This window comes from Bacillus sp. FSL R5-0712 (genome assembly GCF_038593285.1).
Lineage (GTDB): Bacteria > Bacillota > Bacilli > Bacillales > Bacillaceae > Bacillus > Bacillus safensis.
Genome location: NZ_CP151981.1, coordinates 2572326 through 2584830, shown reverse-complemented (window position 1 = coordinate 2584830; position 12505 = coordinate 2572326). Strand labels below are relative to the sequence as shown.

Below are 12505 nucleotides of genomic sequence, written 5' to 3'. Positions count from 1 at the left end.
CGATGTCTCGGGGAGGAGACTCGTCCTTTTTTGCGTGGATGAAAGCGCAGAAATTGGACGCTGATATGCGGGATTTCTTGATTTTAACGTCACCTACCTCAGGCACCCGGCATATGATATCTCGACTATACAGAATCCCATTCTATAGAGACTAGAGCTCTCACCTTAGCAAGGAGGGTTACAATACTTGAAGGAGAAAGAGTTTCAATCCAAGCCGCTATTAACCAAAAGAGAAAGAGAAGTATTCGAATTGCTCGTCCAAGATAAAACAACAAAAGAAATTGCAAGCGAGCTTTTTATTAGCGAAAAGACTGTTCGAAATCACATTTCGAATGCTAAGCAAACCTTTTGCAAATTAAACCTTTAATCTAAATAACTCCGAAAGTCGTATGTTAATAAGTTACACAATAGGATTATAATTGAATTAACTTATTTATTAGAGCAAAAATTCATACTTCTGCGACAATTTACGACAACATTTTTTTGTACTTCATGATAAATTTAACAATGGTAAGGTGATCATATATGACAAGTACAATCGCGAAAGACTTACGGACACATTTAAGAAACTCAATAGAAATGTCTAAAGAAAGTCAAAAACAAGTTGCAACAAAGCTGGGCATAAGCAGTAGTTATTTAAGCAAATTTTTAAATGGTAAGGATGTCTCGTTCTGGATAGTTCATAAGATCATTAATTACATTGACAAAGAGAACGAAATTGAACTCATTTTAAATTTTTTTAAAGAAGGCATTAGTTCTAAAAATGTTCCTGCTGCTTTAGAATATTCCTATTCTAAACAATTGTACGACTACACAAGTGTGATTGCACGAGAATACAAAAGCAAAAGGAATCCAAAGTCTCAGGAGTTGTGTGCTTTATATTCACTAATGATTGAGTCGAGGTTTACATTTGAAAGGAACGCTTTTATAGATAACCTAAGATTTTTTAAGACCACATTTTTGGAAACTGAAATCATGGTGAAGGTCTTACAGGTTTATTATTATTATTTGAATGGTCTTTATGATTTAACTATTTATACTATTGATCAAATAAATGACTTATTGTTTCAGGTTAGTGATCCGTTTCTAAAAATGGCTTACAGTGCTAGGTTAGATGAAATTCAAGTTAATATTTACTTAAAGCAAAAAACAGAATTAATCCAATCAAGAAAAATAGCTAACAGAATTTTGGATAGAAATTTCAGCATAGCTCATGACATTACTGCTTATCATATTTTAGGTCTTTCATATTTTCTAGAATCCTATGAACAATCAATTGCTTATTATCTTAAATGTATTGATCTTTATTCAAAATTCCCTGATAGACAGGCCGAAATAATTGAGAATAAAGAAGAAATAGCTTTTCTTCAAAAATACTGGAATAAAAGAATTAATGTTGAATTTGCCGTGAGTGACTTCACCATGTTATTAAAACATGATGGGGATTTAAGTAAATTTTATCAGGATGATAGGTATAATAAATATGCGCTTCTTTTTGATGGAATAAAAGAATTATCATCAGAAAAATTGCTATTATCTCATCATTATTTTTCAAAAAGCAAAGATTATTTCAGGGCAAGTTTCCCAAAAAATGAATTGAATAGAATTGGATTTAGGTATACACTCTAAGAGTTAGGGGGTGTTATACATGACTAAACGTTTCAATGTAATTGTTTTAACAATTACACTAGGAGCAACAATAGTTGTTTCGGAAATTCACTCACTTATCACTAACAACCCAGAAACAGTATATGAAACAAAAGATGTAAGACCAGGAATGTAAATATAAGATGTGAAAAAGACGCTACCTATAATCTGGTATCGTCTTTCGTGTTTTCTAGGGAAGTTTCCTGTTTTTTTAAAATAAGAAAACAGGAAATTATTTTAAATACATCCAATCTAAATAAAACCGTACATAGAACAAGTATTCCTTGGAGGGAAGAGAAATGGCTATAAAATATGAAGAATTAATGGAGATCATAGAAGCAACAAAAAAAGAAGATCAAAATCAATCCTCTTCAGGTGAATTGTCTTCTAAAAATTTAGCCTTAGAAGCTCTGTAATTTTTAAGGGCATCTAGCATGAAATTACGCTCATCATCTGTTATTTGTTTGCCATCTGCATCTATAATGTTTGCATTTTTGATATTCTCAAGAGTTAGTTCTTTCGCGAAAACTACTTTCTCAGCTTCTTTACCCATTTTTTCAAGGTCCCTTGGATCAGTCACAAAGTAAGTGGGATCAACATTAAAAAAATCTGCAAGTTTTGTCAAAGCTTCCAAAGAAGGGCTTTTGATTTTGCCTGTTTCAAGTTTTGATAAGTAACCGTTACTTAAACCAACTTCTTGAGCCAGTCGCCTTATAGAAAGTTTTGGTTTGTGCTCTTCTCTTAACCTTTTTAAGTTGGTACCGATTGATTCATTTTTCTTGTCCATAAATAAGGTCACCTCGATTTAATGCCACTGTGTTTTGGTGTATTACTAAATAACACCGCAACAAATAATTATAAAATAATTATAACATGTAGATTCCCATAAGAAACATTTAAAAATAATGGTTGCACAAAAAGCTAAAGGCTGGTATATTTTACTTGTGCTTCCTGAAGGAAGCGTATGGGGGTGAAAACAATGAACCGCGAAACTGCTTCTTTTGCAGAAAAAATTAAAAAAATAAGGTCAGAAAGAAATGAAACTCAACGCCAATTCGGTTTGGTTACTGGGTTTTCTAGCTCTTATGTTTGTAAGTTGGAAAAAGGGAAAGCTAACCCGTCGCACTCTTCTTTAGTTCAACTAAGTGAAAAATTAAATTTGCCACCGGCATATTTTTTTTAAATAGAGTGCTTCCTATAGTGATCAAAATTCGAAGGGTAGTCCTACTGTCCACATTGCATATTATGTGTCGAGGTGATCTTTATGGCTAAGAAAAAGCAAAAGAGAAAAAGCAACCTGTTTCTCGGAGAAGTTTTCTTTGGAACAGAAGACAGAGAAAAACTTTTTACTGAGGCTGTGGCACCTTATTACACACCAGTAAAAAAAGAGAAGAACAAAAAAAATAAAGAGGCTTGAAACTTTTGTTTCACCTTTTTTGAAGGACAAGCCTAATCATAAAAAGAGGTGTGAGGTGTAAAGTGAAATGAAATTTGAATTTGAAGATTCTGATCTTGAAATAATTACAAATAGCATTATCGCAAATGTGAGTGCCGCATTAATTCCAAAAATTGAAGAGATGTTAATGATTATCGCTTCCAAAGATGAACTGCTAACAAAAAAACAGGTATATGAAAACATTTTAAAATGTACTGCTGCTACAGCAGACGAGCTTTATTTTAATCGACCAGATTTCCCGACTCTCGATTTGACAAGTTTACCTGGTGCTCCACGTCAGCATAAAAGATATTCACGAAAAGCGGTAGAAGCTTGGATAGCAGCAAATACAAAAGGAGCTTTAAATCATGGCTGAAATCAAGTTTGTGAAATTGAGCACCAATATGTTTGATGACGAAAAAATAAAGTTAATTGAGCAAATGCCTGAATCTGACACACTATTAATTATCTGGGTCAAATTACTTGCTCAGGCTGGTAAAACTAACGCCTCGGGATATATATATTTAAGCGAAAATGTTCCATACACAGAGGAAATGTTGTCAGCTATTTTTAATCGACCTTTAGGAGTCGTAAGAATGGCTCTCAATACTTTTAAGCAATTCGGCATGATTGAGATTAACGACAACCACTATATAAGTATTTGCAATTGGGAAAAACATCAAAATGTTGATGCGATGAATAAAATCAGGGAAGACACTAGGAAAAGAGTAGCCAAACATAGGGAAAAACAGAAGGCTCTTGCTCTAGAAACTAGCGGTAATGTTACATGTAACGTTACAGTAACGCAAAGTAACGAACAAGAAAGAAGAAGTAAGAAAGAAGAAGTAAGAAAGAAGAATAAAGATATATTGTCGGGAAACCCGACTGTGGATGAATCAGAAATCCCATTCAAACTTATAACGGATCTTCTAAACCAAATGTCTGACAAAAATTATCGTCACACAACACCAAAGACACAGCAACTAATAAAAGCAAGATGGAATGAGGGATTCAGATTCGATGATTTTAAAAAGGTCATCTTAGCAAAATGCTTTGAATGGCGTGATAACCCTGACATGAGTAAATTCCTTCGTCCCGAAACAATTTTCGGAACAAAATTCGAAGGTTACTTAAACAACAGTGATGAGGTGATAAAGCGTGCACAGCATAAAGGCGTTGGCAGCCGAAGCAACCGTCAAAATGACCTTCCATTCTGATTACTGTAATAAGCACACATACTCCCGTGGCAGTGAAGATGTTGTAAAACCTGTCCGAATGATGGTGATGAATGGGAAAGTTATTTGCCCTCGATGTGAACTGGAAGAAGAGTCAAAGAAATTGCAAAAAGACTTAGAAAATCAAATTGAATATAGCCAACGGCAGAAAAAATTTAACACGTTGGAAAAGCGCAGTATGTTCAGGGATCGAACTATCTCACGAGCAACGTTTGATAATTACGATGTATCTGAGCCAGAAGAGACAAAGAATAAAAAACGAATGATGGATCTTGTTAAACACTTGCAACAAGGTGAGGTGTTCAACATATTTTTGCAGGGCCATCCGGGAGTGGGGAAGAGTCACCTTGCATATGCAGCACTTAGAGAACTTAATTTGCCTCCTGATCCCGACAATCCTAAAGACAAAGGTCAATCATGTTTGTTTATCAATATGGAAGATGCTGCTACGGCAATTAAAGATTCATTCAGTAACAAAGAGAGCAAGTACACAGAAACATATGTGACTCAGTTGATGGGTGAAGCCGATTATCTTGTGATAGATGACATAGGTGCAGAAACAGGGTCTGAACATTCGGATAGTAAAGCCAGCGATTTCATTCATCGTCTCATCTACAAAGTAACATCTGCTCGGCAGGATAAAGTGACGATCTATACAACCAACCTTACTAGCGAAAAGCTGTATCAAATGTATGACAGCAAGCTAGTATCACGAATCACCCAAAAGCAGCAGTACATCATTTTTAAAGACACATCGGACAAGCGTAAAGAAGTATTGCCGTTCTAAGGGAGTGTAAATGCGAAGGTTGATAGTTTAATAGATCAGCTGGCAGTAAGTCTGAGTGACTGAAAAACACAAGGAGGAACCATCATGGAAAAAGGCGGTAGAAAGCCCACAAGAGCCGAAAGGAAGATTTTAGTAGTGAATAGGTTGAACCCACTTTATTGGCTCGTAGAAAAGAATCTAACGACATCTGTGCATGTTGTACACAAAGAGGTCGGTCGCAGAAAGGAAATTGCGAAATGAGTGTCACTAGAATCATCTTAGAACATGTGAATTTTGAATGGACGATTGTTGGTCTCAAACGATTTTTGGATTACTGGTACGAAGGCAGGTCAATTGAAGAGATGGCGGAGTTATTTAACCGACCGTCAGAAGAAGTATTGCTTTTGATGATTGATTTCAGCAAACGAGGAAAGATCAAAGAGCGTCCGAACGGTGTCGGCGCAAATGAGCCTATATATATCAAAAAAAGCGCAATGAGCTACAAAAAAAGAGATTTACGCAGGCTGTTCGAACAACAACCGGTTTACTACGCTTGCCCACACAGCGATTTCATATGGGATGAAAAAGACATCATTTTATTTAGACAAATGTGGCAGGATCATGAGCCTATCAGACACATTGCAAACCGTTTGGCCCGCAATGTCGTTGAAATTCTGCTGCTGATTATAGACCAAGCTGAGTTAGGAAAGATCGAACCACGTAAAGGCGGCGCGCTAGGAAAGGAGTACAAGCATGAAAAGAAAAAGCATCCTGTTGCCATTTGAAAAAGCGACAGCACGCCAGCTGGAAGTCATTGCGAGATATGAAGAGTGTCCGAAACAGCTAAAGACAACAGCCATGCGCCATCTCAAAAAGAGAGGAGGCATCAAGTAATGAGCAGTGAAGATAGAGCGTTAATGATCGAGTGGTTGAGCCTTACTAATGTTGGTCGTGAATATTGCGAAAAACTATCAGACGAAGAACTCGAAAGAATCTATAATCTCAACGTGCCGCAGCGTGACGAATAAGAGGAGGTGGTCATATTGGAAACAGTAACGAATCCATACAAAGCAGGACCTGTGAAAGAGTGGGTTATGTCAGAGGATGAACTAGTAGCTTATAGGCAACAACATCCACCAAAACCATATAAAAAAAGACTCAGACGAATAGATTGGCGTTGGAAGCGCACAGATCAATCCGTCGAGTCTCAGCGGTAAGAATTCACATCAGTTCAATGTGAGTAATTAAACTTAGGAACCTTAATTATATCACATTGGAGTGAAGATTGTGAATAGACCGCAGACTATCTCATTAACAAAAAACGAGCCTTTCACAACATTAGTTGAACAAGGCAAGGTACAAGTGATCGTGCTGGACGGGATCAACAACACAGCGCATTACATAGAGGCTCCCGAACACGGTCACACAATCATCGAAACGATTAAAGGAAGTTTTGACAGAGTTAGATTTGATTTCAGTTATAAAACTAAACGATAGCAGGGGTTTATCCCCTGCGGGGGAGGAAATACCATGAATTTACCTAAACATGTCGAGCTTTCCCAGGCGGTCAAAGCCTGCAAAAACAAAGCAATGACGATTGATGATGCAGCTGAATATATAGGCGTGCCTAAATTTTTCGTACCAGTGCTTGCTGAATCTTGTCCTGATCTAGTCATCGAAGGGAACGTGGTCATGGCGAAAAGGGAATCAAACGGACCTGTCATTTTCACTCTACTGTTTTTCATGGGGATTATTGCTGTCGCTGGGTTGATGCAATGAAACAGATTGATCTTTTTAGAGAAATCATAGTGGATAACTTTGCAGGAGGCGGGGGAGCAAGCACAGGCATCGAGCTTGCGACAGGCTTATCAGTAGATATAGCTATCAATCACGATCCAGCTGCCATTGCAATGCACGAGGTGAACCATCCTGACACGGAACATTATTGTGAATCTGTGTGGGATGTTGATCCGAAACAAGCAGTTAAAGGGCGAAAAGTTGGTCTAGCATGGTTTTCCCCTGACTGTACCCACCATTCAAAGGCAAAAGGCGGCAAGCCTGTAAAACAGAGTATCAGAGGGCTTGCGTGGATTGCTGTCAGATGGGCGATAGCAGTTAAGCCACGTGCCATCATGCTTGAGAACGTTGAGGAATTTAAAGACTGGGGTCCTATCTCTAAAGAAGGTAAACCCATCAAAGAGCAAAAAGGACAGACATTTCAATCATTCGTCAAAACGCTTGAATCACTTGGATATGAAGTGCAGTTCAGAGAGTTAACGGCCTGCGACTATGGAGCGCCAACAATACGAAAAAGGTTCTTCATGGTTGCAAGATGTGACGGAAAAGAAATCGTATGGCCGAAGCCAACACATGGTGATCCCAAAAGTCTTCTTGTTCAAACAGGAAAGCTCAAGCCGTGGCGATCGTCTTACGAAATTATAGATTGGTCCATAGGGGTTCCTAGTATATTCAACAGGAAACGGCCACTAGTTGAAAATACGATGAAACGAATCAAACGAGGCATTGATAAATTCATTGTGAACAATTCAAGTCCTGTAATGGTGCCGGATAAGAGCAAAGCGGCATTCTTAATCAGCTATTACACTGAACAGTCAGATAAAGAGGTAAGAGGTCTTTCGCTTGATCGTCCATTACACACAATCACAGCTGGCGGCAATAGATTTGGATTAGTTACGGTTGCCTTCTTGACTAAGTATTACGGTCAAGGAGTAGGCCAGCGACTAGACGAGCCATTGCATACCATTACAACCAAAGACCGTTTCGCATTAACAACAGTTTGCACAAATGGTAAGAGGATCGCAGACATCGGATTGCGTATGTTGCAACCAAATGAACTATTTGCAGGGCAGGGGTTCCCACCTGGATACACATTCAACATCGGTAATAAATCTGACCAAATACGCAGGGTGGGGAATAGTGTTCCACCGCAATTCGCAGAGCAGCTGGTGAGGGCTAACCTCCCTGAGATGTGCGTACCTGAGCATATGAACAAATATTATAGCAAAGCAAATTAAGTAGATTAAGGAGGATTGGTTAATGACTAGATCACCTTTAATATGGTTCGGCGGCAAAGCAAAGTACGCTGAATTAATCATAAACAAAATGCCAGGTCACAAAGTGTATGTAGAGCCATTCGGTGGTGCTGCTCATGTTATTGCCCATAAACCAAAGGGCGGGCGAGGTATACAACGATATAGATGGTAATGTGGTCAATTTTCTAATGCAAGTGAGAAAGAATCCGAAGGCAATGCAAAGCGCTTGTGAATCCATTCCATATAGTCGACAACTATATGAACAATGGAAAGCAGAAGATTATCCAAAGGACGACTTTGAACGTGCTGTCCGGTGGTTTTATATGAACCGTTCTGGCATAAGCAAAGGCAACGCAGAAAATGTCCCTCAGACCGGATGGCGGCACAGTACACAAAGTGGTCAAAACCCTGCTAATGGCTATTTATCTGCATGTGAAGCTATTGCCAACTTCGCCAAACGCATGCAGGGAGTCATGATCGAAAAGAAAGACTTCCGAGAAATCATCGAAAAATACGATAGCAAAGAAACGTTATTTTATATTGATCCACCGTATGTCGGCCGTGAAAAATTTTATGCGGGTGGTTTTACAGAGAAGGATCACAGAGACCTGGCTGATCTGCTGAAAAATTCATCGGGGAAAGTGATTCTCTCGTATTATCAGGATCCATTGATTGAAGAACTTTATAGTGATTGGCATCAAGAAACATTTGCTGCTTACAAACAAGTTGTAGGCAGTTCTGAAAAAGATAGATACACAGAAGAAATGTTGTTGTTCAACTATGAAATCAAACAATTAAGCTTATTTGATTAAACGCATAGCGGCTTAGGAGGAAACGGTATGAGTGAACATATTTAACCGTTAGTGTTGGCACGAGTTGGTTGTGAATTCTTTGAATTAGCGGCTCTTCTGAGAGGATATAAATGTATTATAAGTGGAAGGAAAGTATAGAATATTTAAAGTCAGTAATAATAATTATGTGTTTTTAAACTTGAAGAGAGGTATCTAGATGCCATTAAGAGACACAGAATTTTTAAACGTTAGAGTAGAAGGAATACGAGGAAGTGCAGCATTGATCGGTGTCGATGTTAATATTGACGGTAGATTGCCTTGTAAAGATACTAATGATCCTTGTTATTCCTGTTGCGATGCAAAAGGTAGTTATTACAGGACTTGTTATGCCTATACTGATGGAACGATGGAACATAAGCGCGGTTTATTTATTAATAATCAGGATATGGGATGTGTACACAATTGGGCTAATCTTGCTACTAGAATAGATGTTGAAATTTATCCTAAATTAGAGGTTTCAAACTCACAATGGAAACCAAATCCACGAGCTGGTCGGGTAAGATTTGATTTTTCAGCTGATGAGTTTACTCATGCAGCTCATGGTGGACTTTATTCTCCTGAAGTTGGGTTAGTATCGCTTCCTCTCGAAGGTTTCGCTCCATATCTTAATGGTTTTATTTGTGAAAACGGAAAAAGAGTTTCAGAAACTCGTGAATTGGATATTAAATTATGGGGGAAAACACCTCATCCAGAGAATTCGTCAAAAGGTTATAATATCTATGGCTTTGCTATTATTGGAGCGGAAGGCTCTTATTATAATACTGGACCGATGCTGTCTGGGAAATATCAAATGGTAATTACTGATTTAAAAAATAATCGATGTTGCAAAAAGGTTATCGATATAAATAACTCTGGGGAGTGTATAGATCTTTATTTAGATAAAGAGGATTTTGGTATTGATGCAGAACCTTGTTAAATTAATTTATAATTCAAGTCCAAGACGGAGAGCCTGCGGACACTGATCAACACCTTTTATGGGTGCTGGTTGGTGTCCGTTTTCTATTTATCAGAAAGGAGCAGACATGAAGAAGGAGAAACCCAAAAAGAACAAGCGGAAGCTCACTGATAACGGCGTGCAAATTTAACTGTTGCAACACCTATAAACAGTTTAAAGGAGGGAAAATGGGACCATGACGAAGCGTGGGTATAAAATTTTAAGTCAGTGTTCATTGTCATTTGAGTTGCCCAATATTTACGTGCGTAAATAGAAGTGATATAGTAGTTATATCAATTAATTCTGGTGGTGAACATTTATGATGAATGAGTTTCACTTTAAAGATATTGCAGAACTAAAAACATTTATGGACGAAGCAGTTGTGAATAGTTCTGAAGCTATAAAAATACTTGGTTGCACTCGACAAAATCTAAAACAGTTAGTTGATCATAAATCACTAACCCCAATTAAGATTACAAATAGAGAACGTCTGTTTTTAAAAGCAGATGTAATAACGTATAAGAATAAGAAAATGAAAACTCTTAAAAAATAAATTGTTTGTGAGGATAATATGAATAATTTAGAAATTATGGTGCCTTATAAAGTTGAAAATAACTATGAGGGTTTTTGTTTCTTTGCCGATGTGTTCAATTCAACTGACACTTTATATGATATAAGAATAAAATTGTTTTTTAATAGAACACGTTGGTTTGAGGCAAATTTAGTATCTGTTTTAGGCGCTTGGATAGAAAAAATGCTTAAAAGGAATTGTTATATAGAATTTGTTAGTGTTAACAATTCATTGAGGAATGTATTCCAAAAAAATGGTTTTTATAAAAAATACAATTTACAAGAAAGAGACGACGTGTATGATTCAACAATTAAATATAAAGTTTTTAATCCTAATCAAGAGGACGATTTTTCAGTTTATGTTGCTGAACAAGTACTACCAAAGATTAGAATTAATATAACTAAAAGTGTTCTTAAAACCCTAAGGACTAGTTTGAATGAAGTATTTTTAAATGCGAAAATTCATTCAAAAAGTGAAAAGGTTTATACATGTGGCCAATACTATCATATTCATCAGAAGGTAGCATTCACAATTACTGATTTGGGTAATACAATAGCTTATAACGTACGAAACAAACATAATTTTTCAAACATACATGACTATGATGCGATTGAATGGGCAACTATATATGGAAATACAACTAAAAATTATGATGATCTTGGTGGAATAGGCCTCCATATCATTGATGAATTTATGAAAATGAACTCAGGAAATTTTCAAATTGTCTCTGGCTTTGGTTTTTGGGAGAGAGTAGGAGGCCAAGTCAATAAACAGTATCTGAGTAATTTCTTTCCTGGGACTGTTGTGAATATTATTACTTCTTTAGAAAATAACTTGAGTATGACAGAAGAAATTTTGTTTTAATTTACTAGGAGGAATTTAAAGATATGAGTAAAATTCTATTGAAAGATGTAATTGGATCTAAAATAGCTGTTTCTCCCGAAAAAGGAACGACTTTATATAATTTTTTGAATAAAAAATTTAAAGAGAGAGAGTTCATTGAAATAAGTTTTGAAGGGATAGAAGATTTAACCACTGCCTTTTTAAATAGAGGAATAGGAAATTTATATAAACTTTATACGTCTGAAGAGTTAAATAAATATCTTAAAATAAGTCAAATAGATGATATGGATAGATACTTATTAAGCAAAGTAATCGAAAGGGCGAAGATTGATATAAGTAACAATCGTAATTTATCTGAAACAATAAACGAGGTCATAGATGATGAGTAAATTCAATCTTGATGAATACAATCCGGTAGATTCTGATAAATTCTTCTTAGATACAAATGTATGGATGTACTTGTATTGTAGTATAGGTAATTACAAAGAGGACATAGTTGATAAGTATAATGAGTTATATTATAAAATTTTAGACTCAGGAGCTTCAATCTACACATGTGCTTTGCAATTATCAGAGTTTTTTAATGCTTATTGTAAGTTGGAATACAATATAACTAAAGAGGCTAAAGGTTATAATAATTATAAAAAAGATTTTAGAGATACTGAACAATTTATTGAATTGACTGAACAAATACAAATGATAATTAAAAATAAAATCTTGAAAAACTCTCATAGATTAGATGATTTATTCAATGATATAAATATAGATGATATTTTCACAATTGATAAAGGGTTTGATTTTAATGATCAGTTTTTTACTTTATTATGTGAAAAATATGAAATATCAATGGTGAGTAATGATAGAGATATACTTAAGAATGCTGAAACAATTAATGTTTTGACTGCACTAAAATGATATTTTCATTCAAAAAGTAATTCAATTAAATGAACGTCCAAGACGGAGAGCCTGCGGACACTGATCAACACCTTTTAAGGGTGCTGGTTGGTGTCCGTTTTCTTTTTGTGGAAAGGAGCAGCCATGAAGAAGGAAAAGCCGAAAAAGAACACGCAGAAGCTCACTGACAGAGATTTAAGAGAGTTGATGGGGCAAAACATGCAGCGGTTAAAAAGAGCCAAAGGCGGGGCAATGCGCAGAAAATAAAGGGGGAAT

25 protein-coding genes are annotated in these 12505 nt (G+C 36.4%); 24 read left to right on the top strand and 1 reads right to left on the bottom strand.

Annotation, left to right across the window (positions count from 1 at the left end):
- Window positions 1-187 precede the first annotated feature (187 nt).
- From NSU11_RS13235 to NSU11_RS13225, 3 genes are all read left to right on the top strand, one after another.
- Window positions 188-367 (top strand): LuxR C-terminal-related transcriptional regulator, encoded by a 180-nt coding sequence (locus tag NSU11_RS13235; RefSeq protein WP_059374661.1) that lies wholly within the window; start codon window positions 188-190, stop codon window positions 365-367.
- 158 nt (window positions 368-525) lie between these two features.
- Window positions 526-1629: an AimR family lysis-lysogeny pheromone receptor gene (locus NSU11_RS13230; protein ID WP_265785185.1), complete on the top strand. Its 1104-nt coding sequence runs from the start codon at window positions 526-528 to the stop codon at window positions 1627-1629.
- Window positions 1630-1648: 19 nt separating this feature from the next.
- Window positions 1649-1783: a hypothetical protein gene (locus NSU11_RS13225; protein ID WP_260852374.1), complete on the top strand. Its 135-nt coding sequence runs from the start codon at window positions 1649-1651 to the stop codon at window positions 1781-1783.
- Between the two features lie 225 nt (window positions 1784-2008).
- Here the strand turns inward: NSU11_RS13225 and NSU11_RS13220 are convergent, their stop codons facing one another.
- Entirely contained in the window at window positions 2009-2434 is a 426-nt protein-coding gene (locus tag NSU11_RS13220) for a helix-turn-helix transcriptional regulator (RefSeq protein ID WP_144484897.1), read from the bottom strand.
- Window positions 2435-2626: 192 nt separating this feature from the next.
- Between NSU11_RS13220 and NSU11_RS13215 the strand changes: the two genes are divergently transcribed.
- The 21 genes from NSU11_RS13215 (at window position 2627) to NSU11_RS13115 (ending at window position 12496) form a co-directional block, all read left to right on the top strand.
- Window positions 2627-2830 (top strand): helix-turn-helix transcriptional regulator, encoded by a 204-nt coding sequence (locus NSU11_RS13215; protein WP_059375651.1) that lies wholly within the window; start codon window positions 2627-2629, stop codon window positions 2828-2830.
- A gap of 81 nt (window positions 2831-2911) precedes the next feature.
- Window positions 2912-3064, top strand: coding sequence for a hypothetical protein (locus NSU11_RS13210; RefSeq protein ID WP_169738191.1), 153 nt, complete (start codon window positions 2912-2914; stop codon window positions 3062-3064).
- 67 nt (window positions 3065-3131) lie between these two features.
- Entirely contained in the window at window positions 3132-3458 is a 327-nt protein-coding gene (locus NSU11_RS13205) for a hypothetical protein (RefSeq protein ID WP_106037556.1), read from the top strand.
- A complete protein-coding gene (locus NSU11_RS13200; RefSeq protein ID WP_265785196.1) occupies window positions 3451-4299 on the top strand; it encodes a phage replisome organizer N-terminal domain-containing protein in 849 nt (282 codons plus the stop codon). Before NSU11_RS13205 ends, NSU11_RS13200 begins: the two co-directional genes overlap by 8 nt.
- Window positions 4241-5104 carry an AAA family ATPase gene (locus NSU11_RS13195; protein WP_265785197.1) on the top strand — a complete coding sequence of 288 codons (864 nt, stop codon included), beginning with the start codon at window positions 4241-4243 and terminating at the stop codon, window positions 5102-5104. Before NSU11_RS13200 ends, NSU11_RS13195 begins: the two co-directional genes overlap by 59 nt.
- Window positions 5105-5188: 84 nt before the next feature.
- Entirely contained in the window at window positions 5189-5344 is a 156-nt protein-coding gene (locus tag NSU11_RS13190; RefSeq protein WP_342493623.1) for a hypothetical protein, read from the top strand.
- Window positions 5341-5868 carry a hypothetical protein gene (locus NSU11_RS13185; RefSeq protein ID WP_087975733.1) on the top strand — a complete coding sequence of 176 codons (528 nt, stop codon included), beginning with the start codon at window positions 5341-5343 and terminating at the stop codon, window positions 5866-5868. The genes NSU11_RS13190 and NSU11_RS13185 overlap by 4 nt, the downstream gene beginning before the upstream one ends.
- Window positions 5837-5977, top strand: coding sequence for a hypothetical protein (locus NSU11_RS13180; protein WP_189318363.1), 141 nt, complete (start codon window positions 5837-5839; stop codon window positions 5975-5977). The genes NSU11_RS13185 and NSU11_RS13180 overlap by 32 nt, the downstream gene beginning before the upstream one ends.
- Window positions 5977-6111 carry a BH0509 family protein gene (locus tag NSU11_RS13175; RefSeq protein WP_140352787.1) on the top strand — a complete coding sequence of 45 codons (135 nt, stop codon included), beginning with the start codon at window positions 5977-5979 and terminating at the stop codon, window positions 6109-6111. The genes NSU11_RS13180 and NSU11_RS13175 overlap by 1 nt, the downstream gene beginning before the upstream one ends.
- 15 nt (window positions 6112-6126) lie before the next feature.
- On the top strand, window positions 6127-6300 hold the full coding sequence (locus NSU11_RS13170; protein ID WP_189310180.1) for a hypothetical protein: 174 nt from the start codon (window positions 6127-6129) through the stop codon (window positions 6298-6300).
- Window positions 6301-6370: 70 nt separating this feature from the next.
- Window positions 6371-6580 (top strand): XtrA/YqaO family protein, encoded by a 210-nt coding sequence (locus NSU11_RS13165; RefSeq protein ID WP_035701916.1) that lies wholly within the window; start codon window positions 6371-6373, stop codon window positions 6578-6580.
- A gap of 33 nt (window positions 6581-6613) precedes the next feature.
- On the top strand, window positions 6614-6862 hold the full coding sequence (locus NSU11_RS13160; protein WP_265785209.1) for a hypothetical protein: 249 nt from the start codon (window positions 6614-6616) through the stop codon (window positions 6860-6862).
- Complete coding sequence (locus tag NSU11_RS13155; protein ID WP_342493622.1) at window positions 6859-8118, top strand: DNA cytosine methyltransferase; 1260 nt, start codon at window positions 6859-6861, stop codon at window positions 8116-8118. The genes NSU11_RS13160 and NSU11_RS13155 overlap by 4 nt, the downstream gene beginning before the upstream one ends.
- A gap of 22 nt (window positions 8119-8140) precedes the next feature.
- Window positions 8141-8308, top strand: a complete 168-nt coding sequence (locus NSU11_RS13150) for a DNA adenine methylase (protein WP_342493621.1) — start codon at window positions 8141-8143, stop codon at window positions 8306-8308.
- Window positions 8253-8948: a DNA adenine methylase gene (locus NSU11_RS13145; RefSeq protein WP_342493620.1), complete on the top strand. Its 696-nt coding sequence runs from the start codon at window positions 8253-8255 to the stop codon at window positions 8946-8948. Before NSU11_RS13150 ends, NSU11_RS13145 begins: the two co-directional genes overlap by 56 nt.
- Before the next feature lie 196 nt (window positions 8949-9144).
- The gene (locus tag NSU11_RS13140) at window positions 9145-9903 is read left to right on the top strand and encodes a hypothetical protein (RefSeq protein WP_342493619.1); all 759 of its coding nucleotides are present in this window, start codon (window positions 9145-9147) and stop codon (window positions 9901-9903) included.
- A 337-nt stretch (window positions 9904-10240) separates the two neighbouring features.
- On the top strand, window positions 10241-10474 hold the full coding sequence (locus tag NSU11_RS13135; protein ID WP_229137039.1) for a DNA-binding protein: 234 nt from the start codon (window positions 10241-10243) through the stop codon (window positions 10472-10474).
- 18 nt (window positions 10475-10492) lie between these two features.
- Window positions 10493-11356 carry a hypothetical protein gene (locus NSU11_RS13130; RefSeq protein ID WP_087975739.1) on the top strand — a complete coding sequence of 288 codons (864 nt, stop codon included), beginning with the start codon at window positions 10493-10495 and terminating at the stop codon, window positions 11354-11356.
- Between the two features lie 23 nt (window positions 11357-11379).
- On the top strand, window positions 11380-11724 hold the full coding sequence (locus tag NSU11_RS13125; RefSeq protein WP_087975740.1) for an STAS-like domain-containing protein: 345 nt from the start codon (window positions 11380-11382) through the stop codon (window positions 11722-11724).
- The gene (locus NSU11_RS13120) at window positions 11717-12250 is read left to right on the top strand and encodes a type II toxin-antitoxin system VapC family toxin (RefSeq protein WP_265785218.1); all 534 of its coding nucleotides are present in this window, start codon (window positions 11717-11719) and stop codon (window positions 12248-12250) included. The genes NSU11_RS13125 and NSU11_RS13120 overlap by 8 nt, the downstream gene beginning before the upstream one ends.
- 123 nt (window positions 12251-12373) lie before the next feature.
- Window positions 12374-12496, top strand: a complete 123-nt coding sequence (locus tag NSU11_RS13115) for a hypothetical protein (RefSeq protein WP_260857579.1) — start codon at window positions 12374-12376, stop codon at window positions 12494-12496.
- Window positions 12497-12505: the final 9 nt, after the last annotated feature.